Annotated in this window: 22 protein-coding genes, 5 tRNA genes and 1 pseudogene; 13 read left to right on the top strand and 15 right to left on the bottom strand. The window is 68.5% G+C overall.

Going from position 1 to position 26,751, the window contains the following annotated elements:
* Window positions 1–145: 145 nt before the first annotated feature.
* Window positions 146–1,408: a hypothetical protein gene (locus tag OHN74_RS22900; protein ID WP_327696414.1), complete on the top strand. Its 1,263-nt coding sequence runs from the start codon at window positions 146–148 to the stop codon at window positions 1,406–1,408.
* Window positions 1,409–1,586: 178 nt separating this feature from the next.
* On the opposite strand, the gene OHN74_RS22895 is transcribed toward OHN74_RS22900, so the two are convergent.
* The 7 genes and pseudogenes from OHN74_RS22895 to OHN74_RS22870 all read right to left on the bottom strand — a co-directional run bounded on the left by OHN74_RS22895 (window position 1,587) and on the right by OHN74_RS22870 (window position 8,277).
* Window positions 1,587–1,659, bottom strand: a tRNA-Lys gene (locus OHN74_RS22895).
* 120 nt (window positions 1,660–1,779) lie between these two features.
* Entirely contained in the window at window positions 1,780–3,315 is a 1,536-nt protein-coding gene (locus OHN74_RS22890) for an amino acid permease (RefSeq protein ID WP_327696413.1), read from the bottom strand.
* A 389-nt stretch (window positions 3,316–3,704) separates the two neighbouring features.
* Complete coding sequence (locus tag OHN74_RS22885; RefSeq protein ID WP_327696412.1) at window positions 3,705–4,007, bottom strand: hypothetical protein; 303 nt, start codon at window positions 4,005–4,007, stop codon at window positions 3,705–3,707.
* A 205-nt stretch (window positions 4,008–4,212) separates the two neighbouring features.
* Window positions 4,213–4,437, bottom strand: a pseudogene (locus tag OHN74_RS42920) (LamG-like jellyroll fold domain-containing protein); the annotation flags it as partial.
* Window positions 4,438–4,718: 281 nt separating this feature from the next.
* Complete coding sequence (locus OHN74_RS22880; protein WP_327696411.1) at window positions 4,719–7,016, bottom strand: DEAD/DEAH box helicase; 2,298 nt, start codon at window positions 7,014–7,016, stop codon at window positions 4,719–4,721.
* Between the two features lie 232 nt (window positions 7,017–7,248).
* Window positions 7,249–7,809, bottom strand: a complete 561-nt coding sequence (locus OHN74_RS22875) for a hypothetical protein (RefSeq protein WP_327696410.1) — start codon at window positions 7,807–7,809, stop codon at window positions 7,249–7,251.
* 117 nt (window positions 7,810–7,926) lie between these two features.
* Window positions 7,927–8,277 (bottom strand): metallopeptidase family protein, encoded by a 351-nt coding sequence (locus OHN74_RS22870; RefSeq protein ID WP_327696409.1) that lies wholly within the window; start codon window positions 8,275–8,277, stop codon window positions 7,927–7,929.
* Between the two features lie 115 nt (window positions 8,278–8,392).
* Here OHN74_RS22870 and OHN74_RS22865 point away from each other — a divergent pair, with 115 nt between their 5' ends.
* Complete coding sequence (locus OHN74_RS22865) at window positions 8,393–10,030, top strand: metallophosphoesterase family protein (RefSeq protein ID WP_327696408.1); 1,638 nt, start codon at window positions 8,393–8,395, stop codon at window positions 10,028–10,030.
* Between the two features lie 48 nt (window positions 10,031–10,078).
* A tRNA-Glu gene (locus OHN74_RS22860) sits at window positions 10,079–10,151 on the top strand.
* Window positions 10,152–10,235: 84 nt separating this feature from the next.
* Here the strand turns inward: OHN74_RS22860 and OHN74_RS22855 are convergent.
* Both OHN74_RS22855 and OHN74_RS22850 read right to left on the bottom strand, forming a co-directional pair.
* Entirely contained in the window at window positions 10,236–10,511 is a 276-nt protein-coding gene (locus tag OHN74_RS22855) for a hypothetical protein (RefSeq protein WP_443060429.1), read from the bottom strand.
* Between the two features lie 86 nt (window positions 10,512–10,597).
* The gene (locus OHN74_RS22850; RefSeq protein ID WP_327696407.1) at window positions 10,598–10,969 is read right to left on the bottom strand and encodes a helix-turn-helix transcriptional regulator; all 372 of its coding nucleotides are present in this window, start codon (window positions 10,967–10,969) and stop codon (window positions 10,598–10,600) included.
* A 134-nt stretch (window positions 10,970–11,103) separates the two neighbouring features.
* Between OHN74_RS22850 and OHN74_RS22845 the strand changes: the two genes are divergently transcribed.
* A complete protein-coding gene (locus tag OHN74_RS22845) occupies window positions 11,104–11,844 on the top strand; it encodes an ANTAR domain-containing protein (protein WP_327696406.1) in 741 nt (246 codons plus the stop codon).
* Here OHN74_RS22845 and OHN74_RS22840 read toward each other — a convergent pair.
* Window positions 11,828–11,989 (bottom strand): hypothetical protein, encoded by a 162-nt coding sequence (locus OHN74_RS22840; RefSeq protein WP_327696405.1) that lies wholly within the window; start codon window positions 11,987–11,989, stop codon window positions 11,828–11,830. The two genes, OHN74_RS22845 and OHN74_RS22840, sit on opposite strands and share 17 nt — an antisense overlap.
* Window positions 11,990–12,332: 343 nt before the next feature.
* On the opposite strand from OHN74_RS22840, the gene OHN74_RS22835 reads away from it, so the two are divergent.
* The 7 genes from OHN74_RS22835 to OHN74_RS22805 all read left to right on the top strand — a co-directional run bounded on the left by OHN74_RS22835 (window position 12,333) and on the right by OHN74_RS22805 (window position 19,377).
* Window positions 12,333–12,407 (top strand) — tRNA-Asp (locus OHN74_RS22835).
* A gap of 31 nt (window positions 12,408–12,438) precedes the next feature.
* A tRNA-Phe gene (locus tag OHN74_RS22830) sits at window positions 12,439–12,512 on the top strand.
* Between the two features lie 119 nt (window positions 12,513–12,631).
* Window positions 12,632–14,260 (top strand): hypothetical protein, encoded by a 1,629-nt coding sequence (locus OHN74_RS22825; RefSeq protein WP_327696404.1) that lies wholly within the window; start codon window positions 12,632–12,634, stop codon window positions 14,258–14,260.
* An 81-nt stretch (window positions 14,261–14,341) separates the two neighbouring features.
* Window positions 14,342–18,358, top strand: coding sequence for an ATP-dependent RNA helicase HrpA (gene hrpA, locus OHN74_RS22820; RefSeq protein WP_327696403.1), 4,017 nt, complete (start codon window positions 14,342–14,344; stop codon window positions 18,356–18,358).
* A gap of 122 nt (window positions 18,359–18,480) precedes the next feature.
* A tRNA-Asp gene (locus OHN74_RS22815) sits at window positions 18,481–18,555 on the top strand.
* 46 nt (window positions 18,556–18,601) lie between these two features.
* Window positions 18,602–18,970: a DUF6274 family protein gene (locus OHN74_RS42915; protein ID WP_443060428.1), complete on the top strand. Its 369-nt coding sequence runs from the start codon at window positions 18,602–18,604 to the stop codon at window positions 18,968–18,970.
* Between the two features lie 278 nt (window positions 18,971–19,248).
* Complete coding sequence (locus OHN74_RS22805) at window positions 19,249–19,377, top strand: hypothetical protein (RefSeq protein ID WP_327696402.1); 129 nt, start codon at window positions 19,249–19,251, stop codon at window positions 19,375–19,377.
* 37 nt (window positions 19,378–19,414) lie between these two features.
* Here OHN74_RS22805 and bldC read toward each other — a convergent pair whose 3' ends face one another.
* A complete protein-coding gene (gene bldC / locus OHN74_RS22800) occupies window positions 19,415–19,621 on the bottom strand; it encodes a developmental transcriptional regulator BldC (protein WP_003949541.1) in 207 nt (68 codons plus the stop codon).
* 512 nt (window positions 19,622–20,133) lie between these two features.
* Window positions 20,134–20,985, bottom strand: a complete 852-nt coding sequence (locus OHN74_RS22795) for a hypothetical protein (protein WP_327696401.1) — start codon at window positions 20,983–20,985, stop codon at window positions 20,134–20,136.
* A 242-nt stretch (window positions 20,986–21,227) separates the two neighbouring features.
* Here OHN74_RS22795 and OHN74_RS22790 point away from each other — a divergent pair, with 242 nt between their 5' ends.
* Together OHN74_RS22790 and OHN74_RS22785 are read left to right on the top strand one after the other, a co-directional pair.
* A complete protein-coding gene (locus OHN74_RS22790; protein ID WP_327696400.1) occupies window positions 21,228–22,328 on the top strand; it encodes a Leu/Phe/Val dehydrogenase in 1,101 nt (366 codons plus the stop codon).
* A gap of 288 nt (window positions 22,329–22,616) precedes the next feature.
* On the top strand, window positions 22,617–22,883 hold the full coding sequence (locus OHN74_RS22785) for a DUF3073 domain-containing protein (RefSeq protein ID WP_164320396.1): 267 nt from the start codon (window positions 22,617–22,619) through the stop codon (window positions 22,881–22,883).
* A gap of 240 nt (window positions 22,884–23,123) precedes the next feature.
* On the opposite strand, the gene purM is transcribed toward OHN74_RS22785, so the two are convergent.
* The 3 genes from purM to OHN74_RS22770 form a co-directional block, all read right to left on the bottom strand.
* Window positions 23,124–24,203: a phosphoribosylformylglycinamidine cyclo-ligase gene (gene purM, locus OHN74_RS22780; RefSeq protein ID WP_327696399.1), complete on the bottom strand. Its 1,080-nt coding sequence runs from the start codon at window positions 24,201–24,203 to the stop codon at window positions 23,124–23,126.
* Between the two features lie 49 nt (window positions 24,204–24,252).
* Entirely contained in the window at window positions 24,253–25,782 is a 1,530-nt protein-coding gene (gene purF / locus OHN74_RS22775) for an amidophosphoribosyltransferase (RefSeq protein ID WP_327696398.1), read from the bottom strand.
* 94 nt (window positions 25,783–25,876) lie between these two features.
* Entirely contained in the window at window positions 25,877–26,734 is an 858-nt protein-coding gene (locus OHN74_RS22770; RefSeq protein ID WP_327696397.1) for an META domain-containing protein, read from the bottom strand.
* Between the last annotated feature and the right edge of the window lie 17 nt (window positions 26,735–26,751).

The raw sequence follows: 26,751 nt of genomic DNA, 5'->3' as shown, positions 1-26,751 counted from the left end.
GCAGAGACGGGAGGGGTGCGGCCGACCGCCTCCTTGCGCACCTGACGCAGCAGCTGCTACCCGGATGAGCGCAATGCTCTGAACAGTCTGAATGGGGCGCGTATTCTCCGTAGATCGCAGTATGTGATCAGGGGAGGGAACTCTGATGGCCGTTCATGGCACCGCAGACGATGGCGAAGACGACGAAGTGCCCGGCACTGGCAACGAAGTCGAGCCGGTACCGACGAGTTCTGACACAGCAGTAGCCGCCTTCGCAAAGATCATCGATACCAGCAGGATCTACGGTGATCTCTTCCGCCAACTGCAGGCAGGGCCGGCGTTCCAGGCCGCCAAATGGCTGCAGGACCAAGACCTGCTGGGCACCAGGAAGCTCCTGGCCGACGCCCAGAAAAACATGTTCCCGAGCGCTCTTACGGGATACGCCGCAGGACTGCGCTCGATGGACCAGCTAGCCGGGAGGGAACATCTCAAGTACCTGAAGGCGACGGCCGCGCTCAGCGAGTCGGCTGTCGGACCGGGCACCTTGTCTGCTTGGCGGACGTCTCTTCAGATCGAGAGCGTCGTAGGCGAGATCATCAAGGGCCCCGTTTTCAAGGTACCGATGCCCCCGGTGTGGGCTACGGAGGAGTTCCGCAAGAGCCTCGGTCTCACGGTCCACCGCCAGGTGTATATGACGGACTGGCTGGCGCGGATGGACTCCGGCCGCGGCCTGCTGTCGGAGATCAGTAGCCGTCCGCTGTCGTTGTACCGGGACTACGTGGGCAGCCTCGGAGACAGTCCGACGCGCTTTGAGCTCGGCTCCTCCCTACACACTGGTCTGGGCGTGAACGGGCTGCTGGGAGCAGACGCGCTCAGCTCTGAGACCGTTCTGAGCGACGCCGACCTAGAGGTGGAAGTCGCCGACCGCGTCGACGATCTACTCTCCCCTCAGCAGGCCGGGCGTCTCGATGTACTGGAAGACCTCCGCAGAGCCCTGACGTCCATCGACACGAAGGTCGTGGAGATGCTTGAGGGCGGGTGGAGTGTCGTCCGCCAGGCCCCACCGGCCGCTGCCGAGATGGCCGCCCAGTGCGCTGTGGAATCTATCGACAGGGCTATCCGCGCGGCTGCCCCGGACAGCGAGGTTGAGAAGTGGCTGCCTACGTCAGGGCGCCCTGAGAAGGAATGGCGATCGCCCAACGGGCGGCTCACCCGCGCCGTGCGGATTCGCTACATCATGCGTGGGCACAAGGACGAAGCGAAGATGACGTGCACCCTGGTGGACAACGTCATTGCCCTGCAAACGTCGGCCACTGCTCGCGCCCAGGCGATCAAGCACGCTTCGGCAGGCGACTTGTCCATGGCTCGTTGCCTGCTGGGAACAGCAGAGCACATCCTGACGGTGCTGTTCGTCATCGAGAGGGACTAGATTTTGAGCAGGGAGGCTTCTCAACGCGTCGCTGCGAAGCCTCCCACGCGCATCCCCTGAACATCCGCTCACGCATCGCTCACGCAGACCCCCGAAAACGCCGCAGCGCCCGACCCGACCGAAGCCGACCCGAGCGCTGCTCTGCAGGTCAGAAGGGGTTTCCCCTCCCCCGCACCCGTAGACCCTGTGGGACTCGAACCCACAACCAATGGATTAAAAGTCCACTGCTCTGCCAATTGAGCTAAGGGTCCCCGCGATGTTGCTCCCCCGAGCATAGCCGGACCCGGCCACGACTCCGATCGGGTATCGGAGACACGGCCGGGTCGCTCCACGAACAGGGTGGCGGCCTCTGGAGGAAATGGGCCTCCTCGTTACGGATCGACCGGTTCGGGCGCCCCCTTGCGAGCCGCCTCCCGGGCCCGGGTCCGCTCGTGCTCGGGGTTGAGGAACCAGTGCCGCGCCGATGCGACCCACCACAGCGCCGCGAAGCCCAGCACCACCAGGACGGCGATCGGGGCGTAGTTGAAGGTCTCCCAGGTGACCGGTGCCACCTGGGGCAGCATGAACAGCACCGTGATCACGGCCACCCAGATCACCGACACCACCCCGATGACCCGGGACCACCGGCCCAGATGCCACGGCCCCCGCTCGAACGCCTCGCCCTTGCGCAGCCGCAGCAGCGTCGGGATGACGTAGGCGATGTAGAGGCCGATCACCGCGATCGACGTCACGGCCGCGTACGCCGTCACGTTGATCAGGTAGGGCAGGCCCAGGACCAGGGCCCCGAACGCCGCCAGCCAGACCGCCGCGACGGGGGTGCGGGTGCGCGGGCTGACCGTGTGCCAGAGGTGGGAGTAGGGGAGGGCGCCGTCGCGCGAGAAGGCGTAGATCATGCGGGAGTTGGCGGTGACCGACGCCATGCCGCAGAACAACTGGGCGCCGATGACGATGAGCAGGAGCAGCTTGCCGGCGGTCGCGCCCACCGCGTCGAGCAGGATCTGGGCGGGCGGTACGCCGGTCGGGGACCCCAGGGCACCCTCGTACGACTGGATGGCGAAGGTGAAGCCCAGGAGCAGGACGAAGCCCGCTATCCACGAGGTCCAGATGGACTGGACGATGCCCTTCGGGCCCGCAGTGGAGGCGTCGTGGGTCTCTTCGGTCATGTGTGCGGAGGCGTCGTAGCCGGTGAAGGTGTACTGGGCCATCAGCAGCCCGAGGGCGACCACGTAGACACTGCTCCCCCAGCCCGTGTTGTTCACGAACTCGGTGAACACGAAGGAAGCCGACTGGTGGTGGTCCGGTACGAACGTCAGCGCGCCGACGATGACGGCCACACCCACCACGTGCCACCACACGCTGACGCTGTTGAGCAGTCCGACTATGCGTACGCCGAAGGTGTTGAGGAGGCCGTGCAGTACGAGGATGCCCGCGAAGAGCAGGATCGTGCTGCCCGGGGTGACCTCGAAGTCGAACTGGAGGTTCAGGTAGGCGCCCAGGAAGGAGGCCGCCCCGAAGTCGATGCCGGCGGTCACCGCGACCTGGCCGAGCACGTTGAACCAGCCCGTGAACCACGCCCACGCGGCGGCGGTACGGGGCGGGGCTAGCCGGTGGGCCCAGAAGTACAGGCCGGCGGAGGTCGGGTAGGCCGAACAGATCTCGGCCATGGACAGGCCGACGAAGAGGGTCATGAGCCCTACGGCGACCCAGCCCCAGGTGATCACGGCCGGGCCGCCCGTGTTCATGCCGAACAGGTACAGGGTCAGGCAGCCCGACAGGACCGAGATGATCGTGAAGGACACCGCGTAGTTGGAGAACGCCGACATCCGGCGGGCGAGGACCTGCGTGTAACCGAGCTGGGCAAGCCGTTCCTCGTCCGACAGCCCACTCACTCTGACGTCATCTGTCATGCCCCCAGCAATTCCCTTGCTGGGGGTATGACATGCGTCACAGGACCAGTCAGTTGGCCGAAAATATACCTGCCCCGGCCACGCTGTCAGGCGTCCGTCGCGCCGATCTGCAGCTGAGCGACCTGCGTCGCGCTGAGCACGCCCGCGTAGACGTGCACCTAGTCGACTGCTCCGGCAGCTGTCCGTCGGCGTGGAGCAGGATCTCGTCGGTCTCGTCGTCGTACACGAGCGCCAGGTGGTGGACATCGTCCGGGGATGCCCACGCGGCCTGCGAGGTGAGCGTGAACGGCTCCCCGCTCGCGTCCGTCAGGGCCACCTCCCACTGCTGCGAGGCCCCGAATAGCGCACCTCGGCAAGGGAGTTGTCCGCGCCCTGCACCGACAGCACCGTCATCGGCCGGTCCTGGGAAGCCGCGTCGATCCGGTCGATACGTGCGCGGCGACCGAGAAGCTGTCCCCGATGTCGATGCCCAGGCCGTCCGTCGCGGCGAAGTCCCCGTCGCCGTCCAGCAGCAGGTGCCCGGAGCCGAAGAGGGGGGACTTGCTCGGCAGGCAGTCCGGGTCGAGCAAGTCGCAGGGGACGTCGTCGCGGTAGATCGTCGCGTCCCCGCCGAGCATCAGTGGCCGTCCGCGGTCCCGCTCGGGGCTGGCGCCGCCGGTCGCCTCGTCGAGCGCCCAGTACCCCTCGCTCACGGTGGTGGCCTGCTTCGCCGCTCTGGCTGCCTCGGCGCCGACAACGATCCGGTCCCACACCCGTACGCCGACCAGCGCACCGCTCCCGCTCCCATACTCGCTGGCGTTCTCGCTCCCGTTCTCGCTGGCGAGTGTGCGACCGATCTGGAGGTTCCCGGACGCCGAGGTACCGGTGACGTTCTCGGCCGTACCGGCCGCCCGCCCGTCCGTTCACATACAGCCGGGCCGTACCGGCGACCCGGTCGTACACCCCGGTGAGGTGCGCCCAGTCACCCGCCTCCGGCACTCCACCCCGTACGACCGAACCGCCTACCGAGAACGACCATGCGCCGCCCTTCGTCCCGAGCCCGAACCCGGCCGTCCCGGCCCCCGTCCGGGTCTCGGAGAACCGCCCGTACGTCGGCCGCGTACCGACGTACGGGCGGTCCACGCCGCCGACGCACGTCTTGTTCTCGGTGGTCAGTTCGGACAGCGCGGGCTGGGACGGTGATCGGTTCTCCGCGGCGGAGGCCGCCCAGGGCGCGGCGACCCCGCAGCGTGCGAAGGCAGACGATCCAGCGGATCATCGATTCCGCGCCGGAGCGTAACAGCCGCTGCTGACAGGCGAGTTGGCGTTTTTTCGGTGCCGGGGAAAGGTGCGGCAACGCCGAAGGGCCCGTACGACCGGAGTCGTACGGGCCCTTCAGTGATCAGTCAGTGATCAGTGAGCGATCAGCCGTTGCGCTTCCAGCGCGGCTTCTCGTCGCGGCGGCCGAAGGAGGAACCGGTGCCGGAGCCCGAACCCGTGCCGGTGCCGCGGTGGTCGTCGCGGCGGCCCTGCGGGCGCTCGTGACCGCCGGCGCGGAAACCGCCGCCGGTGGGACGGTCGCCCTGACGGTCACGGTTGAAGGGGCGGTCGCTGCCCCGGTGACCGGTGGCCGGACGGTCGTCGCGGCGGAAGCCGCCACGGTCGTTGTTGTCGCGGTTGAAGCCGCCCGAGGGGCGGTCGTTGTCGCGGCGGAAGCCACCACCGGAACCCGAGGGACGGTCGTCACGACGCTCGAAAGAACGGCCACCACGGTCGTTGTCACGGTTGAAGCCACCCGACGGGCGGTCGTCGCGACGGAAGCCACCACGGTCGCCACCGTCACGACGGTCGTCGCGGCGGAAACCGCCACCCGAGCCCGAGGGACGGTCGTCACGACGCTCGAAAGAACGGCCACCACGGTCGTTGTCACGGTTGAAGCCACCCGACGGGCGGTCGTCGCGACGGAAGCCACCACGGTCGCCACCGTCACGACGGTCGTCGCGGCGGAAACCGCCACCGGAACCCGAGGGACGGTCGTCACGACGCTCGAAAGAACGGCCACCACGGTCGTTGTCACGGTTGAAGCCACCCGACGGGCGGTCGTCGCGACGGTCACGGCGCTCGTAGTTGCCACGCTCGTCACGGCGCGGGCGCTCCTCGCGCACCTGCTGCGCCTCCGCGGCGGCGGTCGCCTCGGCGGCGGCCTCCGCGACGACTACGGCGGCAGCGGCCTCGGCCACCGCGGCCACGGCTGCCTCCGGGTCCTCGCCCCGCTCGCGCGCGGCACGCGCGATCAGCCTGTCGGCCTCCTCGCGCAGTTCGGCGGCGCGACGCGTGGCGCGCTCCAGCTCCTTGGTGAGCTGCGTGACCTCACGCTCGGCCTGCTGCGCGGAGTTGCCCGCGGACTCGGCCTGGACCTCGGTCATCGACCGGGCGCCGGTGATCTCGGCGACCTCTGGGTCGAAGGCGGCGCCGCCCTGGATGATGTGACGCCCGGCGTCGACGCCCGCGTCCTCCATCAGGCGGAAGATCTGGCGGCGCTGGTGCGGCAGGGACAGCGACACGACCGTGCCGGAGCGGCCCGCGCGGGCCGTACGGCCGGAGCGGTGCAGGTAGTCCTTGTGGTCGCCGGCCGGGTCCACGTTCAGGACCAGGTCGATGCCGTCGACGTGGATGCCGCGGGCGGCGACGTCGGTGGCGACCAGGGCGTTGACGTAGCCCTTCTTGAAGTCCTCGAGCACGCGGGTACGGGCGCCCTGCGTCATACCGCCGTGCAGCGCGTCGGCCTTCACGCCGGACTCGCACAGCTGCTCGGCGATACGGTCGGCGCCCAGCTGGGTGCGGACGAAGATGATCGTGCGGCCCTTGCGGGAGGCGATCGCGGCGGTGACCGGCGCCTTGTCCTTGGGCTTCACGATGAGGATGTGGTGGGACATCGTCGTGACGTTGCCCTGGGCGCTGTCGACCTCGTGCGTGACCGGGTTGGTCAGGTAGCGCTTGACCAGCGTGGAGATCTCGTTCTCCATGGTGGCCGAGAACAGCATGCGCTGGCCGCCGCCCGGGATCTGGTCGAGCAGCTCGGTGACCTCGGGCAGGAAGCCCAGGTCGGACATCTGGTCGGCCTCGTCGAGGACGGCGACCTCGACGTTGGCCAGGGAGCAGGCGCCGCGGTTGATGATGTCGCGCAGACGGCCCGGGGTGGCGACGAGGACGTCGACGCCGCGCTCCAGGGCGTACATCTGGTTGCTCATCGACGTACCGCCGCAGACGACCTTCATCTTCAGGCCGAGGACGTCGCCGTAGGGCTGGAGGGCGTCCGCGACCTGCATCGCGAGCTCACGCGTCGGCGTGAGGATGATGCCGCGGGGCTTCTTCTTGTCGGTGTGGCCGCCGGACAGCTTGGTCAGCAGCGGGAGACCGAAGGAGAGGGTCTTGCCGGAGCCGGTGCGGCCACGGCCGAGGATGTCCTTGCCGGCCAGGGCGTCCGGGATGGTCGCGGCCTGGATCGGGAAGGGGCTGGTCACACCGTTCTGCGTGAGCTTGCGCACGACGCCCTCGGGGAGACCGAGATCGGTGAAGGTGATCTCCGGCTCGCCGGACTCGACGTCGGTGTCCACGGCGTCGGTGTCTACGGCCGTCTCCGCGAGGTCGAGGTCGAGGCTGTTGGCCTCGTCGTTCTCGTTCTCGGGCACGACGATGTGATCAGTACTGGAAATGGACATGCGAATGCGAAACCTTCCGGAGTCTCGTCGGCACGCGCCCGTCAACTCCGTGATTTCGCAATTCGACCGCCTCAATGCGGTCAGCCACGGCAAGGGAGAGTACGCGCCACACGCGGCGCATCTCTTCGGCGCCAGGCAATGGGATCAAACGATCTACTACCATACGCACCCACCTCCCCTTTGGGCAAATTGAGTACCGTCATCGCAGGTCACCCCCCTTCCGTCCCCTCGGCTAGACGGCCACTCCGGCCTCGGGCGCCGGCTCCCGCGTGACCAGCTGCGGCTGAGCCTGCTGCGGCTGCACGGAGGAAGACGGCTCCGCGATCGTCGGCTCCGGCGAGACCGGCGGGGGCGTGGGCGACTCGGGCGGCGGCTCCGGCTCCGGCTCGGCGGACTTCGTCGGCGTGGGCTGCGGCTTCGTCGGCGTGGGCGCACCGGGATCGACGGGTCCGGCGCTGCCGCCGGCCGGCTTGGTGGGCGCCGACACGGGCGCGCTCTGTCCGGCGGACGGTGAGGCGCCCGGGGACGCGGGCGCCCCGCTGGCCCCCTTCGCGCCCCCCTTGCCCTTCCCGTGTCCCGACTTGCCGTCACCCTCGGACCCGCCGGCCCACCCGGAACCCCCACCGCCGGTCACCGCCGACCCTCCGTCGGGCGCCTTCGCACCCTTCTGGCCCGCGGAGTGGGAGGGCTTGACCTGGCCGGCGTCGCCGTCCCCCACGCTCATACAGCCGGCGGCAGCGGCGACGGCCACAACCGTGGCGGCCAGTCGGACAGGTACATGCAAGGGGCGCACGGGCAGCCACCTCCGGTGGGGAGTCGAGGAGTCAACGTGCTCAACTCCCGTCGCCCACAAGAAGACACGCGCCCCTCAACAGCCTCCGCGCGCCCGGCCCCGTGACCGCATGGCCCGTCAGCCGTATCCGAGCGCGTGCAGCCGCTCGTCGTCGATCCCGAAATGGTGAGCGATCTCATGCACGACGGTCACCTCGGTCTCCGCGACCACGTCGTCCCGTGTCTCGCACATCCGCAGGGTCGGCCCCCGGTAGATCGTGATCCGGTCGGGCAGCACCCCCGCGTACCACTCCCCGCGATCGGTCAGCGGTGTCCCCTCGTACAGCCCGAGCAGCTCGGGATCGTCCGACGGGGGCTCGTCCTCGACGAACACCGCGACGTTGTCCATCAGCCTCGTCAGCTCAGGCGGAATCCGGTCGAGGGACTCGGCGACCAGTTCCTCGAACTCCTCGCGCGTCATCTCCAGCACACGCCCATTGTCCGGTACGGACCGCCCGTACGGGGGTCACGGACCCGCGCTCTCCGGAAAGCCGTGCTCTGCGTCACCCCGCTTAGCCGTGCCCGGCTTTGGGCATACGGGACCAATGGCACGCGTACCCGCCAACACCCCGAACCCCGAAAGCACCCGCAGCACCACCGGCCGCCTCACCCGCCGCCTGGGCGCCCTCGCCGGCCCCTACCGCGCCCGCCGGGCGCATCCGGCCGCCGAGCTGGTCCATCCGCCGCACCCCTGGACCCGCGCCCTGGGCCTGGTCGCGGTGGTCCTTCTGGGTGCCTGGCTGGGTCTGCTGATCGTCGGCAACGTACGCGCACCGGTCGGCCCGATGGACACCACGATGACCCTGCGGCCGTCCCTCACCGGCGGCACGAAGATCAACGTCTCCCCGCTGGGCGCCCTTGAGCTGAACAGCCACACCGCGCCGGTCCGCCTCGACGTGAACGTCGACCAGCTCGACCCGGTCCGCGCCCAGGCCCTGGTCGATCGCCCCGAACGTCTCTCCGGTCTCCAGGACGAGGTCGCCGAGGATGTCGGGCACGGCACCCTCGACCTGGCCGTGCGCTCCTGCGTGGCCGTCGTCTCCGGCGCCACCGCCCTCGGCCTCGCGGTCTACCGCCGCCCCCGCCGGGCCCTCGCGGCAGGCGGACTCGCCCTCACGCTCCTGATGGCCTCGGGAGCGACGGCGTACGCGACCTGGAACCCCAAGTCGGTCCTGGAACCGAAGTTCTCCGGGCTCCTGTCCTCGGCTCCCTCCCTGGTCGGGAACGCGCGCAGCATCGTCACCGAATTCGACGTCTACCAGAAGGAGTTGGCGCGACTGGTGACGAACGTGACGAAGCTCTACGACGCCACGTCCACGCTTCCGACCTACCAGCCCGACCCGGCCACGATCCGTGTCCTGCACGTCTCGGACATCCATCTCAACCCGGCCAGCTGGAAGATCATCGCGTCGCTGGTGGAGCAGTACGACATCAACGTCATCGCCGACACCGGCGACACCATGGATCACGGCACGGCGGCCGAGAACGGCTTCCTGGACCCGATCAGGGACCTGGGCGCCCCGTACGTCTGGGTGCGCGGCAACCACGACTCGCAGCTCACCCAGCGCTATCTGCAGCGCATGAAGAACGTGCACGTCCTGGACGACGGCCGGTCGGTCACCGTCGGGGGGCTGCGCTTCGCGGGCATCGGCGACCCGGCGTTCACCCCGGACCGCTCGGCGGGCGAGCAGGACGGCGGCCGGGACCAGGAACTGGCGGGCGACCGGCTGGCCTCGGCCATCCGCGACCAGCGGACCCTGGGCACGCCGGTCGACATCGCGATGGTCCACGAGCCGAGCGCGGCCCGGCGCACGGACGGCGTGGTCCCGCTCGTGCTGGCCGGACACCTTCACCACGCGGAGATGGAGGTCATGGAGAAGGGCACCCGGCTGCGCATCGAGGGCTCGACGGGCGGCAGTGGACTGCGCGCGCTGGAGAAGCGGAACCCGGACCAGATCGAGGCGTCCGTCCTCTACCTGGACCGCGACACGCATCGTCTGCAGGCCTGGGACGAGATCAAACTGGGCGGTCTCGGACTGACCACGGCGGAGGTGAGCCGCCATCTGCCGAAGGAGAACCAGCCGGGCGCCACGCCGGTTCCGTCACCTTCGACTTCACCCCCGACTTCACCCCCGACTTCACCCCCGACTTCGCCCTCACCGTCGCCCGTTCGGAGCCCCTAAACCGTTTTGGCGAACCTCCCCGGCATCACCTATGCTTCTCACGTTCTGGCCCCCATCGTCTAGCGGCCCAGGACGCTGCCCTTTCAAGGCGGTAGCACGGGTTCGAATCCCGTTGGGGGCACACGTAAGTACGGTTGGCGGCATCCCTCATCAGGGGTGGCCGCCATTTCGTGCGTTCAGGGGCTACCGCCGGCAGCCGGGAACGTCAGGCGGACGGCTCGTCGGGCACAGGGTGTTCGGGGTTCGGGCTGCCGGAGTTCGGTGCGCCCCGCCTGCCCGCGCCGGCTTCGTCCGCGTCGGGGACCTCCGGGCCGGGGCCCTCGTCCGGCGCGGTGACCACCGGGTCGTCCACCTCCCAGGGGTCCTCGTCGGCGCCCGCCTGCTGGTCGGGCATGTCCCTCGGGACGGGATTCGGCCGGGACTCCTCCTCCTGCGCTCCGTCCCGGTCGTCCCCGGTGGTGTTCGTGCGGTGGTCGCTCACGGCGCTGTCCCTTCGTCGACGGCCTCAGGTCAGCCGTGCGAGTACCCAGCGGGGCGCCCGCCAGTGCTCCGGCGCTCGCAGGAGCGTCACTGATCGTCTTCGGGGCTTCTCGCGTGCGGAGCCGTCGACTGCAGTTCACCCCTGTCACCGGCGTGCGCGTCGTCGTGTCGTGAGAGGAGGGACAGCAGCTGCGCCACTCTCAGCCCCTCGTCGGCCGGGTGCCGCAGGATGGTCCCCTCCTCGATCCGGTACGCGTTGGAGCGCCCCTGACGGGTGTGGGTGAGATAACCGGCCGCCTCCAGATCCGCGACGATCTTCTGGACGGCACGCTCGGTGAGCCGGCAGTGCGCGGCGATGTCACGGATACGGACGGTGGGGTTCTCCGCGATCGCAGCCAGGACACGGGAGTGGTTGGTGAGGAACGTCCAGCCAGTGTGTGCTTCGGGTACTCCACGCATGCCGACAGCATAGGCCGCTTGATTCACGTATTCAAAAGGGTGAACTTGATTTCATGTATCTCTTGACGTACGAGGCCTTCCGGGTCGACGCTTGAGGGAGCCACGTAATGCCCGATGTCCACGGAGTGGCCGCAATGTCAGATCGCGCAGTTACCACGCAGCTCACGGTGGCGGCCGAGGTCCGCCTGGCACCGCTCGGCCCTCCGCCGAGCGATGTCCAGGCACCCCCGCTCGGGATCGAGACCCGGCCCGAGGGCTACGCGACGCTCGTCGTGGTGTCGGGTGCGATCGACCTCGTCACCGAGCAGGCACTGCACAACGGTCTGAGCCAGGCCCTCGCCCGTTCGGAACGCGGCATCGAGCTCGATCTGAGCGGCGTCGACTTCTGTGACTGCTCGGGGCTCAACGTCCTGCTCCGCGTCCGCAGGCGCGCCCTCGACGAGGGGAAGATCATCACCATTCGGTCGGCAGGCAGCGCGATGCTCCGGCTCTTCTCGATCACCGGCACCCTGCCGCTGTTCGCAGGCACCGGCGACGCCGACGAGACCGCCGTCACGAGCGAGCCCGACGAAACCGGCCAGGACCTGAAAATCGAACTGGTCCAGCTCCGGCGCGCCATGCAGACGCGGCCCGTCATCGACCTCGCGCGGGGCATCCTCATGGCGTCCTTCGGTCTGAACGCCGAGGACTCCTGGCGAGTGCTCGTCTCGGTCTCCCAGAACACCAACACCAAGCTGCACGAGGTGGCCGGCGACCTCGTCGGCGCCGTCACGGGCGACCCGCTCCCCGAGTCGTTCCGCCTCCGGATCGCCGAGGCGGTCGCCGGACTCCGGACGGCGCCGGAGGACCCTTCGCCCTCTAGTCCTCACCCCTGATGATGTTGCTGTCCTCGTCGGGGTTCTCCGGCTCGTGCTCGCCGACCGCCCGAGGTTTCCGGGGACCGGGCGGCGCGACCGCATCGCCTCCGGCCGTCGCGGCCTCGCGCGCCGACGGGATGTTCGTACCGGTGCCGGGTTCCATGAGGAAGGCACCTCCTAGGTCGTCCGGGTGTGCCTTCCGAGTACCCGATAGGCCCTGCTCAAACGGACTCCGGCACCCGCTCCGACCGACCCGAGACCCGCGCCTGACCCGGACCGCACCCCCCTCGACCTGCGTTGTCGCGTGCGCGGACCATCCCCCGTGGTCTGATACGCTTTTCCAGCGACATCGGCCCGCCAGCCAGCCTCGACCGGTCACCCAGAACCACCAGACCGGCAACGGCGACCAGGCGATCCGACACTCGCAGTCAGCGTCGGTCCGGACGGGAATTCCCGTTGGGAGCACGCGACACGGTGTGCGAGACTTACGTCGCACACAACAGCAAGGTCCTGTGGAGCAGTTTGGAGTGCTCGCCACCCTGTCAAGGTGGAGGCCGCGGGTTCAAATCCCGTCAGGACCGCTGAGGTTACGTGTTTCACGTGAAACCTCGTGGCTGGGTAGCTCAGTTGGTACGAGCGATCGCCTGAAAAGCGATAGGTCGCCGGTTCGACCCCGGCCCCAGCCACATCGCACGAAGACCCCCTCCGGTTGTCCGGAGGGGGTCTTCGTCGCTCACCGTGGGCCACTGCGGAGCCGTGGCCCACCGAGAACCATGGGGGGTTCTTGAGACACACCATCAGGGGGATGGTGACGGCCGGCGCCGTCCTGTTCTCCGCTTTCGCCATACCCGGCGCGGCCCACGCCGCCGCTCCGGTGGTCCAGGAGGCGTCCAGCGACTCCACGGACTGGTCGGTCATCGACGTACGTATCAACCACGGCAGCGTGGTCGGCGAGGACGTCAAGAAGATCACCGCGACGCTGCGCCCGCTCGGCAGTGCCGAGACGGACACTCCGGTGGCCACGATCACCGACTTCACCGAGACGTACTGGGCCAGCCCCTGGGAGGGCACCTGGTCCTCACAGCCCGTCCACCTGGACACTCTCGGCAAGTACACGATCGATGTCGAGGTCACGAACAGCGGCGGCGAGACCACCGTCCAGCGGAACGCGGGTGTGCTGCGCTACCAGAAGCAGCCCGTGATCACGAACTTCACCGTCACACCGACCACGCCGGACATCGACGCCAAGCTCGTCGCGGCCTCCGGTGATCTGCTGCTCCGCGATCCCAGCACCCGCGCGACCGAGGCCATGCCCGGTGCCTCCGTCGACATCGACCTCGGCGATTCGGTCGAGGAGACCGTCACCACGGACGACCAGGGGCACTTCTCCCTCGCCCGTGAGCTGAGCGAGGGCGGCTGGGCCTTCGCCCAGTACCGCAGCGACCTGGGCTACGCCACGGTCCCCTGGGTCGCGATCACACCCAAGGTCGCCCCGACCCGCCTGATCCTCGACAAGAACAGCTTCCATCTCGTGACCAACGCCGAGATGAAGGTCACCGGGCGGCTGGAGTACCGCAGCGGCAGCGAGTGGAAGCCGCTGGCGGGCATCCCGCTGGAGCTGGACTACAAGAACGGCAGCACCTCCGACCCGACCGAGGCCACCACCGGCACCGGCGGCCGCTTCACCTTCGTCCGGCGGGTGGACGGCGACAACACGTTCGAGGTGGGCTTTCCGCCATACCCGTACAACGCCTGGATCACGCGGACCGCAACCGCCGATGTGAAGGTCAAGGTCACCTCGACGAGCAGGTTCACCGAGTTCACGATCGCGCAGGACGAGGTGGCCCAGCTCGACATCACCGGCATCGTGCGCCTGGCCGGCAACGGCTACGGCGGCCGGATCAAGGTCGACATCCAGCGCTCCGCCAACGGCAGGACCGGCTGGATAACCAAGAAGACCGTGACGACCGGCTTCGACGAGCAGTTCATCGTGGAGCGCCTCCGGGGCGACGCCGACGGCTACTGGCGACTGCGGTACGCCGGCGATACCGCCCGGGACTTCAAGGGCACCACCAGCGTGGCGGTACGCCGGGTGAAGGCCCTCACCCGGATCATCGGCGCGAACGCCACCCCCGAGCCGGTCCGCAAGGGCGCGACCCTCACCGTGAAGGGCGTCCTTCAGGAGGCGAAGCCCGCGAGCACGGTGGGCTGGACGAGCTGGAAGGGGTACGGCGGCAAGTGGGTCCAGATCCTGTTCCGGCCGAAGGGTGAGAACACCTGGTACCTGATGGGCAGGGTGGGGACCGGGCGCAACGGCTCCTTCGCCAAGGGCATCAAGGCGCCCGAGGACGGCACCTGGGTGCCGGTGCATCTGGAGCCGGACAGCAGGCATTTCGTCGGCTCCGGGGCCGAGGACTACGTCGACGTGCGGTAACACGCATCACAGGCACAGGACGAGGGGCGGACGCAAAAGCGTTCGCCCCTCGTTTCGTCGAGGTGAGATCCTGGGTCAGGTATGTCTACGCAACCCGCCTCCGCCCCCGGCGCTCCCGCTCTCGGTGACCTCGCCCCCCGCCTGACCGAGCTGTCCCTGCGCGACGCGCACCGGCTCGGGCGCAGGCTCGAGGGTGCGCGCAGGATCCGCAAGCCGGAGGCCCGTTCCGCCGTCCTCGCCGAGATCGAGGCGGAGGTCGCGAAGGCCGAGCTGAGGATGGCCGAGCGCCGCAGCCGCGTGCCGGCCGTCAGCTATCCCGAGCAGCTTCCCGTCAGTCAGAAGAAGGACGAGATCGCCGCCGCCATCCGCGATCACCAGGTCGTCATCGTCGCCGGTGAGACCGGGTCCGGGAAGACCACCCAGATCCCCAAGATCTGCGTCGAGCTCGGCCGGGGCGTCCGCGGCATGATCGGGCACACCCAGCCCCGTCGTATCGCCGCCCGTACCGTCGCCGAGCGGATCGCGGACGAGCTGGACACACCTCTCGGTGAGGCAGTCGGCTGGAAGGTCCGGTTCACCGACCAGGTGAACCAGGACGCGACGGTCATCAAGCTGATGACGGACGGCATCCTGCTCGCCGAGATCCAGACCGACCGCGAGCTGCGCGCCTACGACACGATCATCATCGACGAGGCCCACGAGCGGTCCCTCAACATCGACTTCCTGCTCGGATATCTGGCGCAACTGCTGCCCCAGCGGCCCGACCTGAAGGTCGTCATCACCTCGGCGACCATCGACCCCGAGCGCTTCTCCCGGCACTTCGGCGACGCCCCCATCGTGGAGGTCTCCGGCCGTACGTACCCGGTCGAGGTCCGCTACCGCCCGCTCCTCGAAGAGGACAGCGAGGACTCCGACCGCGACCAGATCACCGCGATCTGCGACGCCGTCGACGAGCTCCAGGGCGAGGGCAAGGGCGACATCCTCGTCTTCCTCTCCGGCGAGCGCGAGATCCGTGACACGGCGGACGCGCTGGGCAAGAAGAACTACCGGTTCACCGAGGTCCTGCCCCTGTACGCCCGTCTCTCGCACGCCGAGCAGCACCGTGTGTTCCAGCAGCACACAGGGCGCAGGATCGTTCTGGCGACCAACGTCGCCGAGACCTCGCTCACCGTGCCGGGCATCAAGTACGTCATCGACCCCGGCTTCGCCCGTATCTCCCGCTACAGCCACCGCACCAAGGTCCAGCGGCTGCCCATCGAGGCGATCTCGCAGGCCAGCGCCAACCAGCGCAAGGGCCGCTGCGGCCGTACGTCGGACGGCATCTGCATCCGGCTCTACAGCGAGGACGACTTCGAGGCCCGCGCGGAGTTCACGGACGCCGAGATCCTGCGGACGAACCTCGCCTCCGTCATCCTCCAGATGACCGCGGCCGGGCTCGGCGACATCGAGAAGTTCCCCTTCATCGACCCGCCGGACCACCGCAACATCCGCGACGGCGTCCAGCTTCTCCAGGAGCTCAACGCGCTCGACCCCGCCGAGAAGGACCCCCGCAAACGGCTCACCGACACCGGCCGCAAGCTCGCCCAGCTGCCCGTCGACCCCCGGCTGGCCCGGATGGTCCTGGAGGCCGACAAGAACGGCTGTGTCCGCGAGGTCATGGTGATCGCCGCCGCGCTCTCCATCCAGGACCCGCGCGAGCGCCCCGTCGAGAAGCAGACGCAGGCCGACCAGCAGCACGCCCGCTTCAAGGACGAGACGTCCGACTTCCTCGCCCTGCTCAACCTCTGGCGGTACGTCCGTGAGCAGCAGAAGGAGCGGGGCTCGTCCTCGTTCCGGCGGATGTGCAAGCAGGAGTACCTGAACTTCCTGCGCATCCGCGAGTGGCAGGACATCTACACCCAGCTCCGTACCGTGGCCCGCCAGATGGGCATCCACCCCAACGAGGACGACGCCCCCGAGCAGAGCGTCCACGTCTCCCTCCTGGCCGGCCTCCTCTCCCACATCGGGATGAAGGACGTACCCAAGTCCACCAGCGGCACGTCCGGAGCGTCCACGTCGACCGGCGACAGCCCTCGCACCGCCTCCGGCAAGAACGAGTACGTCGGTGCCCGCAACGCCAAGTTCGCGATCTTCCCCGGCTCCGCCCTCTTCAAGAAGCCCCCGCGCTTCGTGATGTCGGCGGAGCTGGTGGAGACCTCACGGCTCTGGGCCCGCGTCAACGCCCGTATCGAACCCGAGTGGGTCGAGCCCCTCGCCGAGCACCTCCTCAAGCGCACGTACAGCGAGCCGCACTGGGAGAAGGACCAGGCCGCGGTGATGGCGTACGAGAAGGTGACGCTGTACGGCGTACCGATCGTCGCCCAGCGGAAGGTGAACTACGGGCGCATCGACGCGGAGGTGTCCCGCGAGCTGTTCGTCCGGAACGCGCTGGTCGAGGGCGACTGGCGGACGCACCACAAGTTCTTCGCCGACAACCGCCGACTCCTCACCGAGGTCGAGGAGTTGGAGCACCGGGCCCGCCGCCGGGACATCCTGGTCGACGACGAGACGCTCTTCGACTTCTACGACGAGCGCGTCCCCGAACACGTGGTGTCCGGGGCCCACTTCGACTCGTGGTGGAAGCACAAGCGTCTTGAGGAGCCCGAGTTCCTCGACTTCGAACGGGCGATGCTCATCAACGAGCGCGCCGGTGACGTCAGCAAGGACGACTATCCGGACGCCTGGCACCAGGGACCGCTCAAGTTCCGGGTGACGTACCAGTTCGAGCCGGGCGCGGACGCCGACGGTGTGACCGTCCACATCCCGCTCCAGGTGCTGAACCAGGTCACCGACGAGGGCTTCGACTGGCAGATCCCGGGCCTGCGCGAGGAGTTGGTGACGGAGCTCATCCGCTCGCTGCCCAAGCCGATCCGCCGCAACTACGTCCCGGCGCCCAACTTCGCCCAGCGTTTCCTGGCTGCCGCGGTACCCCTCCAGGAGCCGCTGACGGTCACCATGGCCCGCGAGTTGAAGCGCATGGTCGGAGTCCCCTTCACCGCCGACGACTTCGACTGGGACCGGGTCCCGGACCATCTCCGTGTCACCTTCCGGATCGTCGACGAGCGGCGCCGCAAGCTGGCCGAGGACAAGGACCTCGAAGTCCTGCGCCTCCAGCTCAAGCCGAAGGCCCGTCAGGCCATCTCCCAGGCCGCCGCGGCCACCGCGGAGCGCACCGGCGCCGAGTCGCTGGAACGCACCGGCCTGACGGACTGGTCGATCGGCACCCTGACACCGCTCTTCGAGACACGCAGAGCCGGCCAGCCGGTGAAGGCGTATCCGGCACTGGTCGACAACGGCGACACCGTCTCCGTACGCCTCTTCGACACCGAGGCCGAGCAGCAGCAGGCGATGTGGAAGGGCACCCGGCGGCTGATTCTGCGCAACATCCCGGTCAATCCTGCGAAGTTCGCGTCCGAAAAGTTGACGAATGTTCAGAAGCTCGCGCTGTCGGCGAATCCGCACGGTTCGATCCAGGCCCTGTTCGACGACTGCGCGATGGCCGCGGCCGACAAGCTGATCGCCGATTTCGGGGGTCCGGCATGGGACGAGGAGTCGCACCGGAAGCTGTACGAGAAGGTGCGCGCGGAGATCGTCGACACGACGGTCCGTACGGTCAACCAGGTGCAGCAGGTGCTGGCCGCCTGGCAGGCCTGTGAGCGCCGTCTGAAGGGCGTACGCAGCGCCGTGCTCCTCCCGAACCTGACGGACGTCCGGGGGCAGCTGGACGCCCTCGTACGGCCCGGCTTCGTGACGGCGACCGGTCTGCGGCGCCTGCCCGACCTGATGCGCTATCTCGTCGCCGCGGACCGGCGCCTGCAGCAGATGCCCACCAACGCCCAGCGGGACACCGCCCGTATGGAGAAGGTGCACGAGATGCAGGACGAGTACGCCTGGCTGCTGGAGCAGTTGCCGCAGGGCCGGCCGGTGCCGTCGGCGGTCACGGACATCCGCTGGATGATCGAGGAGCTCCGCGTCAGCTACTTCGCCCACGCGCTGGGCACGGCGTACCCGGTGTCGGACAAGCGGATCGTGAAGGCGATCGACGCACAGGCCCCGTAACGCCGCAAATCGGCTACCGAAGGCGTAACGGGGTCGGTACGATGGGTGAGTTCGCCCCTGGGCCCACCCTCCTGTACAGTCTCTTTTCGCAGCACAGCGCAACATCAAGTGCCGCGAAACCTGGTCCTGTGGAGCAGTTTGGAGTGCTCGCCACCCTGTCAAGGTGGAGGCCGCGGGTTCAAATCCCGTCAGGACCGCAGTGAAGACAAGGCCCGCATCCGGCAACGGACGCGGGCCTTTCTCATGTCACGCCCACATCACCTCGGCGAACAGGGCCCGGAGCATCACCCCGGGCGGTATTTCCTGCGTCCTGGCGCGCCGTCTGGCCGACACCGTCGTATTGACGGCGCCGTCGTCCCCCGGTACCCAGAGAGCAGGGCCCCTGACGCCCTGTCCCCCTTCCGGAGGTGGCGTATGGCGGCGACCGCACGACGGCATGAGACGCGTGCTCTGCTCCGGGCACATCTGTCGGCCGCCAGCGGGTACCCGCATCTCACCCGGCACTGTCCGATCTGCCACCGGTTACAGAGGCTCGCCATGGAGCGCTGCACCGAGACCGACGGGGACTCCGAGACCGACGAGACACCGGGTGCCAACAGCGGCTCCCACTAGCACTCGTGGCGCGTCGTCAACAAGGCGCGCGGTGTGTGACGGGTGTCACCGCATGAGTTTTCAAAATGTGGGTTCTTACCGGTCTCCTACAACTGGTCAATTTAATATGTGCAATTGCACCAGCCTCGGCGGGCTCCCCACGGCCGATCCGACACCCCTCCCCAGACTCCAACAAGCCCGCTCACAGCACCCCGTGCCACCCCCGGCCGCGGACACAAAAAAGATCGCGCTGGACCCGGCGGAGTCCAGCGCGATCTCTACGACGCACCCTTGAAGCTATGGAACTGATGGAACTGCCTTGGGTATGGGGCCTGTTGGGGCAGGACCCGCGTCGTTTGAAGCTGTTGGTGATGAAGCAGGTGACTCTGGTGGTGCTGGTGTTGCGCGCCGGACATCTCGGCCGATAGTTGGGGGACCTGCCGATTTGTCCGACTATTCAGTTGGTCAGGCCTCGCTGCGCTGCTGCGGAATGCCCGCAAGCAGAGCGCGGACCTCGGCCTCGCGGTAACGGCGATGTCCGCCGAGCGTCCGGATGGACGTGAGCTTGCCGGCCTTCGCCCACCGCGTCACCGTCTTGGGGTCAACACGGAACATGGTGGCGACCTCAGCCGGGGTCAGCAGCGGCTCGGCATCAGGGGTGCGAGCGGTCATGAGCGGCCTCCTCGGGAGAACCGAACCTTCTCGGTTCATTCCTCTAAATTCTGCACCTTGACCCGCGTTGCCCGAAATGGCGGATGCGGGTCGAGTCGGTTATAGGACGAACGGCTTGTCCTCGGCACTACAACTACACCATCTGTCCAACCGCGTAGGCCAAACCGATGGAATTGCCCTCCCAGGCGGCCATCGGCGACGGAAGCCAATGGACCATGCCATAGCGGACAGTCACGCCACTGTGACGATCAGTCACAGCGGCGATCAGGAGTCACGAGACCCCCCATAGCGTGCAATGCTGAGATTCCACCCATAGCTGGGCAGATAGAGCCTCCCCCGGACTCCTTGTCCTATTTTGGCACGAGGAGGGGCAAGGGACGCAAGCCACCTGTACGTGCGGTCCGTCACGCTTGACACAAACGCCCGGATCGGGACCTACGTCCCACGGCAGCTCCAAGAGCGTCCCACATAAATGGAACTCACGTTCCAGGGAGTCTTTTTTTGACGAACTGTCAGTTGGCCGACCGCCGGTCCCGCACCGCCCGCCACCGCTCCACGAGCCGCCCGTACGCCTCCCCGGCCGCCTCGCCGTCCCCCTCGCGCAGCGCCTCGATCCCCGCGGCCACGTCCGCCGCCGAGTGGTCGCCCGCCAGATCGCCGGCCGGCAGCACATGCACGAGGCCGCCGTAGTCCAGCTCGACCAGCGAGCGCGGATGGAACTCCTCCAGCCAGCGCCCGACGTCCACCAGCCCGTCGATCAGCGGCCCCTCGTCGAGGGTGTCCCGCAGGGTTCGCAGCCCGCGCGCCACCCGCCGCCGCGCCTGGACCATGGGTGTCCGGTAGCGCAGCACGGGCGCCGCTCCCCCGTCGGCTCCCGAGCCCTTGTCGTACTCGCGCTCCTCGTCGGTCACCAGCACGAACCAGTTCAGCGGCACCTGCCAGGTCGCCGTGCGGATCCAGGGGCGGGCATCCGGGTTGCGGGCCAGCCAGCGCTCGTAGTCCTGGGCCGCCTGGTGGCGTACGAGGGGCGGCAGGACGGCGTCCAGGACCGGGACGGGCAGTTCCTCCCCCAGCCCGCCCAGCGCCTGCCAGCCGCGCAGCCGGGTGCGCCAGGGGCAGACGCACACCACGCCCTCGGCCTCGGTCACGAACGCGTCGGCGCTCTCGTGCACCGGCACCGCGACCGGCGGGGTGGGCAGCAAGTCGGCCAGGGAGCGCCGCAGTTCGTCCTGGTACGAGGGCCGGTCGGGCCGTCGGGCGTAGCGCGCCCAGTGGCTGCGCTCCGGCTCCGGGAAGGCCGCCAGCGGCTCGTAGACACGCAAGTAGGACGCGTACGGGACGATCACCGAGGACACCTTGGGCACGCCTGCTCCCTCCCCCCTGGACGACCGGGAAAACCCACGCAACCAGCGGAACCAGCACACATCAGCACGGGAAAATTATGCAAACCGTCGTTCGGTCCCATGTCACCGGTGGGTGATCCTTGGCACTGCGGGGACGGTTGGCATACGCGGGCCGGGGAGGAGCTTTACTCTCATGCCCACGGAGGCCCGCCACCCGTACGGGCCCCGGCCCCAACCGCCGCTACTTCCATGGAGTCACCACAGTGACCGACGTAACCGGCGCGCCTGCTGATGTACTGCACACCCTGTTCCACTCGGAGCAGGGGGGTCATGAGCAAGTCGTGCTCTGCCAGGACCGGGCCACCGGCCTCAAGGCCGTGATCGCCATCCACTCCACCGCCCTCGGCCCCGCGCTCGGCGGTACGCGCTTCTACCCGTACGCGAGCGAGGCGGAGGCCGTCGCCGACGCGCTGAACCTCGCCCGCGGGATGTCTTACAAGAACGCCATGGCCGGTCTCGACCACGGCGGCGGCAAAGCCGTGATCATCGGCGATCCGGACATCGTCAAGAGCGAGGAACTCCTCCTCGCCTACGGCCGGTTCGTGGCCTCGCTCGGCGGGCGGTACGTCACCGCGTGCGACGTCGGCACGTATGTGGCCGACATGGACGTGGTCGCGCGCGAGTGCCGCTGGACGACCGGACGGTCCCCGGAGAACGGCGGCGCCGGCGACTCATCCGTCCTGACCGCCTTCGGGGTCTACCAGGGCATGCGGGCGAGCGCGCAGCACCTCTGGGGAGACCCGTCGCTGCGCGGACGCCTGGTCGGCATCGCGGGCGTCGGCAAGGTCGGGCACCACCTGGTGCGGCATCTGCGGGAGGACGGCGCCGAGGTCGTGATCACCGACGTACGGGAGGACGCCGTACGCCGGATTCTGGCCACGTACCCGGACGGCGGGGTCACGGCCGTCGCCGACACCGACGCGCTGATCCGCACCGAGGGGCTGGACATCTACGCGCCCTGCGCGCTGGGCGGGGCGCTCAGCGACGACACCCTGCCCGTGCTGACCGCCAAGGTGGTGTGCGGGGCGGCCAACAACCAGCTCTCGCACCCGGGCGTCGAGAAGGACCTCGCGGACCGCGGGATCCTCTACGCGCCCGACTACGTCGTGAACGCCGGTGGCGTGATCCAGGTGGCCGACGAGCTGCACGGGTTCGACTTCGAGCGGTGCAGGGCGAAGGCCGCGAAGATCTACGACACCACGTTGGCCATATTCGCACGTGCGAAGTCGGACGGTATTCCGCCGGCCGCGGCGGCCGACCGGATCGCCGAGCAGAGGATGTCGGAGGCCCGCCGGAGCCGGTAGTCCGAGACGGCGCGGAGGTACCTGTCGGCGGGGTGTTGGAGAGAACTCTCACCCCCGTCGGCGGGTCGGCCGCCAAGAAGTGGTTAAAATCGCGGTTGACCAGCGGGGACAGGGCACCTCGCGGGTTCTGGGCACCGGCACGTCCTGCGGGCGACGTACCGTATGGGCGTGGGCTCAGGTACCGTGGAAGCCCTACGGACCGGTCTCTCCACGGAGAGCCCGTTCCAGAACATGAACGGGTGTCAAGACTCTGGGGCCACCGAGCCCCGTATCCGAGGGGGTCGAGCCATGGGGCGCGGCCGGGCAAAGGCCAAGCAGACGAAGGTCGCCCGCCAGCTGAAGTACAGCAGCGGCGGGACTGACCTCTCGCGTCTGGCCAATGAGCTGGGCGCTTCGACTTCGAGCCAGCCGCCGAATGGCGAGCCGTTCGAGGACGACGACGAGGAAGAAGACGACCCGTACGCCCAGTACGCGGATCGGTACAACGACGACGATGAGGACGAGGACGATCAATCCTCAGGTTCCGCGTCGTCGCAACAACGCCGTGGGGCTTGACGTCTTACGTCTGCTGCGGCGCGCTGAACAGGTTGCACATTTCCTGTAGGGCATCAGCTGCACCTCACCCGGTCGGGCGGTCAAACGCCGGACCGGGTTTTGTGCGTTGCCGTTCCACTTGGGTTGGGCGGGGGCGCCTGTGAGTTCGGGGGCTCTGTGGATTGGCGAGTGCGGGTGCGTTGTGGCTGGTCGCGCAGCTCCCCCGCGCCCTTTCCGGTCGGCGGCTGCGCCGCCTTGCCGTCAGGCGCGGGCGTAGTCGCCCACCAGCTCCGCGCCTGTCGCGTGGTCGGCGCGGTCCGTGATCTCGCCTGCCACCCATGCCTCCACGCCTCGGTCCGCCAGGGTGGCGAGGGCCACGTCCGCCGAGTCCTCGGGGACGATCGCGATCATGCCGACGCCCATGTTCAGCGTCTTCTCCAGCTCCAGGCGTTCGACGGAACCCGTCTTCCCGACGAGGTCGAAGACCGGGGCCGGGGTCCAGGTGGAGCGGTCGACGATCGCGTGCAGGGTGTCCGGAATCACCCGGGCCAGGTTGGCGGCCAGACCGCCACCGGTGATGTGCGAGTAGGCGTGCACATCTGTGGTGCGCATGAGGGCCAGGCAGTCGAGGGAGTAGATCTTGGTGGGGACGAGGAGTTCCTCGCCGAGCGTGTGCCCGAACTCCTCGATGTGCGCGTCCAGGGCCAGCCCGCCCTGCTTCAGCAGCACATGCCGCACGAGCGAGTACCCGTTCGAGTGAAGCCCGGAAGCCGCCATGGCGATCACCGCGTCACCCGTACGGATACGATCCGCGCCGAGCAGCCGGTCGGCCTCCACGACGCCCGTACCGGCGCCGGCGACGTCGAAGTCGTCCGGGCCGAGCAGACCCGGGTGTTCGGCCGTCTCGCCGCCGACCAGAGCGCATCCGGCCAGTACGCAGCCTTCGGCGATGCCCTTGACGATCGCGGCGACACGCTCGGGGTGGACCTTGCCGACACAGATGTAGTCGGTCATGAACAGCGGTTCGGCGCCGCACACCACGATGTCGTCCATGACCATGGCGACCAGGTCGTGCCCGATGGTGTCGTACACGCCCAGCTGCCGGGCGATGTCGACCTTCGTGCCGACGCCGTCGGTCGCGGAGGCGAGCAGCGGGCGCTCGAAGCGCTTGAGGGCGGAGGCGTCGAAGAGGCCGGCGAAGCCGCCGAGGCCGCCGAGGACCTCGGGGCGCTGCGTCTTCTTCACCCACTCCTTCATCAGCTCGACGGCGCGGTCGCCCGCTTCGATGTCGACGCCGGCGGCCGCGTAGGAGGCGCCGGAAGCAGAGTTGGTCGCAGACATTGCCTGGGATCTTTCAGGTTGATGTGAAACAGAAGCCGGAGCAGGGCTTTTACGGGCGACGGATCGCGTCGGCCGCGGCCGTGGCGGCGGGCCCTGCGGCCAGCTCGGTCTCCAGGAGCTGCTTGCCGAGCAGTTCGGGGTCCGGGAGGTCCATCGGGTACTCACCGTCGAAGCAGGCGCGGCACAGGTTCGGCTTGGCGATGGTGGTCGCCTCGATCATGCCGTCGAGGGAGATGTACGAGAGGGAGTCGGCCCCGAGCGAGGTGCCGATCTCGTCGATCGTCATGCCGTTGGCGATGAGTTCGGCGCGGGTGGCGAAGTCGATGCCGAAGAAGCAGGGCCACTTGACGGGCGGCGAGGAGATCCGGATGTGGACCTCCGCCGCGCCGGCCTCCCGCAGCATGCGCACGAGCGCCCGCTGGGTGTTGCCGCGCACGATCGAGTCGTCGACGACGACCAGACGCTTGCCCTTGATGACTTCCTTCAGCGGGTTCAGCTTCAGCCGGATACCGAGCTGCCGGATCGTCTGGGAGGGCTGGATGAACGTACGTCCGACATAGGCGTTCTTGACGAGTCCGGCACCGAAGGGGATCCCGGAGGCCTCCGCGTAGCCGATGGCTGCGGGGGTGCCGGATTCCGGGGTCGCTATCACCAGGTCGGCCTCGACAGGGGCTTCCTTGGCGAGTTTCCGGCCCATCTCGACCCGGGAGAGGTACACGTTCCGGCCGGCGATGTCGGTGTCCGGGCGGGCGAGGTACACGTACTCGAAGACACAGCCCTTGGGCTTCGCTTCCGCGAATCGGGAGGTTCGCAGGCCGTTCTCGTCGATGGCGACGAACTCGCCCGGCTCGATCTCGCGCACATAGGCGGCGCCGCAGATGTCGAGGGCGGCGGACTCGGAGGCGACGACCCAGCCGCGCTCCAGCCGGCCCAGGACCAGGGGGCGGATGCCCTGCGGGTCGCGGGCGGCGTACAGCGTGTGCTCGTCCATGAAGACGAGGGAGAAGGCGCCCTGGACCTGCGGAAGGATCCGCGCGGAGGCGTCTTCGATGGTCAGCGGCTTGCCCTCGTCGTCGGTCTGGGCGGCCAGGAGGGCCGTCAGCAGATCGGTGTCGTTGGTAGCCGCGACTCGCGGAGTGCGGCCGTCGTGCTGCTTGGGCAGGTCGGCGACCATCTCGGCGAGCTGCGCCGTGTTGACGAGGTTGCCGTTGTGGCCGAGGGCGATGGAGCCGTGGCCGGTCGCGCGGAAGGTGGGCTGGGCGTTCTCCCAGGTGGAGGCGCCAGTGGTCGAGTAGCGGGCGTGACCGACCGCGATATGACCCTTGAGCGCGCCGAGCGAGGTCTCGTCGAAGACCTGGGAGACAAGCCCCATGTCCTTGAAGACGAGGATCTTCGAGCCGTTGCTGACCGCGATACCCGCGGATTCCTGGCCTCGATGCTGCAGGGCGTAGAGCCCGAAGTAAGTGAGCTTGGCGACCTCTTCGCCGGGGGCCCAGACCCCGAAGACGCCGCAAGCGTCCTGGGGGCCTTTCTCGCCGGGGAGCAGATCATGACTGAGTCGACCGTCACCACGTGGCACGCCACCGAGTGTAGGCGAGATCGACCACTGGTCCGAATTAGGGAATGCGACTGTGACGTGCGGGCACTGTGGGGCCGTGGACTGCGGTAGAGGCTCAATCGGCAGCGGTCGCGCTGACGGTGGTCCCGTTTGCGCTGGTCAGAGAGAGGCTACGGTGATCGATCTTGTACGCGGTCTTCCCGTCGAAGATCTTCAGCAGCTCCTTCTCGACCTCCATGAGTGAGCCGTCGCACATCCTTCGGGTGGTCGCCGGGCTGCCGAAAGTGATATCGCCGTCGCTGACCGTTGCCTCGGCAGAAACGTTGTTGCAACCAGCCTTGCCGCTGACGGTCCCCTTCTTCTGGTCGAGGACGAGATAGGCCTCGGCGCCGGAGGGGAGGGGGGCGACGGCCTGGCTGTCGCCGTCGCCCGTGGCACCGACCGTCGTGACCGTCCACTTGGTGCCGTAGAGGGGGGCGGCCTTCTCCTCGGTGAGGTGGATGGTGTCGCCGCTCTTGGTGGTGAGGGTCAGTTGCCGGATGTTCTTGGCGCCGGCTTCGGTGGCCTTGGCGGTGAGGGTCCCGTCCTTGAGTGCCTTGCTGAAGCTGCCCTCGAAAGCCATCGGGTCGTTGGCGCAGCCCATGTCGGTCGACAGGAGCTCTGCGAAGGAGACTTCGTCGCCGTCGACGGTGGCTTCGGCCCCGAAGCCGTTGCAGCCGAGGTTGCCGCTGACCTTGCCGTTCTTGTCGATCTTCAGCCAGGCGCTGGCGGGGGCCTGGCTCTTCTTCCCGTCGGCGGTGAGGTCGTCTACGGTCCAGTGGATGCCGGTGACCTCGGACGTTCCGGATCCCGTCCCTGTCCCGACGGTCTGGCTGCCCCCGCCGGCCTTCTCGCTGCCACAGGCCGCGGCGAAGGGGAGCACGGTCAGGGTCAGGAGGCTGAGGCTCGCGCTCGTCAGTCGCTGCTTTTTCATGCCGGTGAGACGGAAGG

Source organism: Streptomyces sp. NBC_00459, from assembly GCF_036013955.1.
In the GTDB taxonomy this organism is placed as follows: domain Bacteria; phylum Actinomycetota; class Actinomycetes; order Streptomycetales; family Streptomycetaceae; genus Streptomyces.
The sequence above is the reverse complement of the archived record's forward strand: the minus strand, read 5'-3'. Positions and strand labels throughout refer to the sequence as shown.

Bases quoted from the DNA above. Each gene is read 5' to 3' on its own strand.
- OHN74_RS22900 (WP_327696414.1), top strand. From the start codon at position 146: ATGGCCGTTCATGGCACCGCAGACGATGGCGAAGACGACGAAGTGCCC.
- OHN74_RS22890 (WP_327696413.1), bottom strand. From the start codon at position 3,315: ATGACAGATGACGTCAGAGTGAGTGGGCTGTCGGACGAGGAACGGCTT.
- OHN74_RS22880 (WP_327696411.1), bottom strand. From the start codon at position 7,016: ATGTCCATTTCCAGTACTGATCACATCGTCGTGCCCGAGAACGAGAAC.
- OHN74_RS22865 (WP_327696408.1), top strand. From the start codon at position 8,393: ATGGCACGCGTACCCGCCAACACCCCGAACCCCGAAAGCACCCGCAGC.
- OHN74_RS22850 (WP_327696407.1), bottom strand. From the start codon at position 10,969: ATGCGTGGAGTACCCGAAGCACACACTGGCTGGACGTTCCTCACCAAC.
- OHN74_RS22845 (WP_327696406.1), top strand. From the start codon at position 11,104: ATGTCAGATCGCGCAGTTACCACGCAGCTCACGGTGGCGGCCGAGGTC.
- OHN74_RS22840 (WP_327696405.1), bottom strand. From the start codon at position 11,989: ATGGAACCCGGCACCGGTACGAACATCCCGTCGGCGCGCGAGGCCGCG.
- OHN74_RS22825 (WP_327696404.1), top strand. From the start codon at position 12,632: ATGGTGACGGCCGGCGCCGTCCTGTTCTCCGCTTTCGCCATACCCGGC.
- hrpA (WP_327696403.1), top strand. From the start codon at position 14,342: ATGTCTACGCAACCCGCCTCCGCCCCCGGCGCTCCCGCTCTCGGTGAC.
- OHN74_RS42915 (WP_443060428.1), top strand. From the start codon at position 18,602: ATGTCACGCCCACATCACCTCGGCGAACAGGGCCCGGAGCATCACCCC.
- OHN74_RS22805 (WP_327696402.1), top strand. From the start codon at position 19,249: ATGGAACTGATGGAACTGCCTTGGGTATGGGGCCTGTTGGGGCAGGAC.
- bldC (WP_003949541.1), bottom strand. From the start codon at position 19,621: ATGACCGCTCGCACCCCTGATGCCGAGCCGCTGCTGACCCCGGCTGAG.
- OHN74_RS22785 (WP_164320396.1), top strand. From the start codon at position 22,617: ATGGGGCGCGGCCGGGCAAAGGCCAAGCAGACGAAGGTCGCCCGCCAG.
- purM (WP_327696399.1), bottom strand. From the start codon at position 24,203: ATGTCTGCGACCAACTCTGCTTCCGGCGCCTCCTACGCGGCCGCCGGC.
- OHN74_RS22770 (WP_327696397.1), bottom strand. From the start codon at position 26,734: ATGAAAAAGCAGCGACTGACGAGCGCGAGCCTCAGCCTCCTGACCCTG.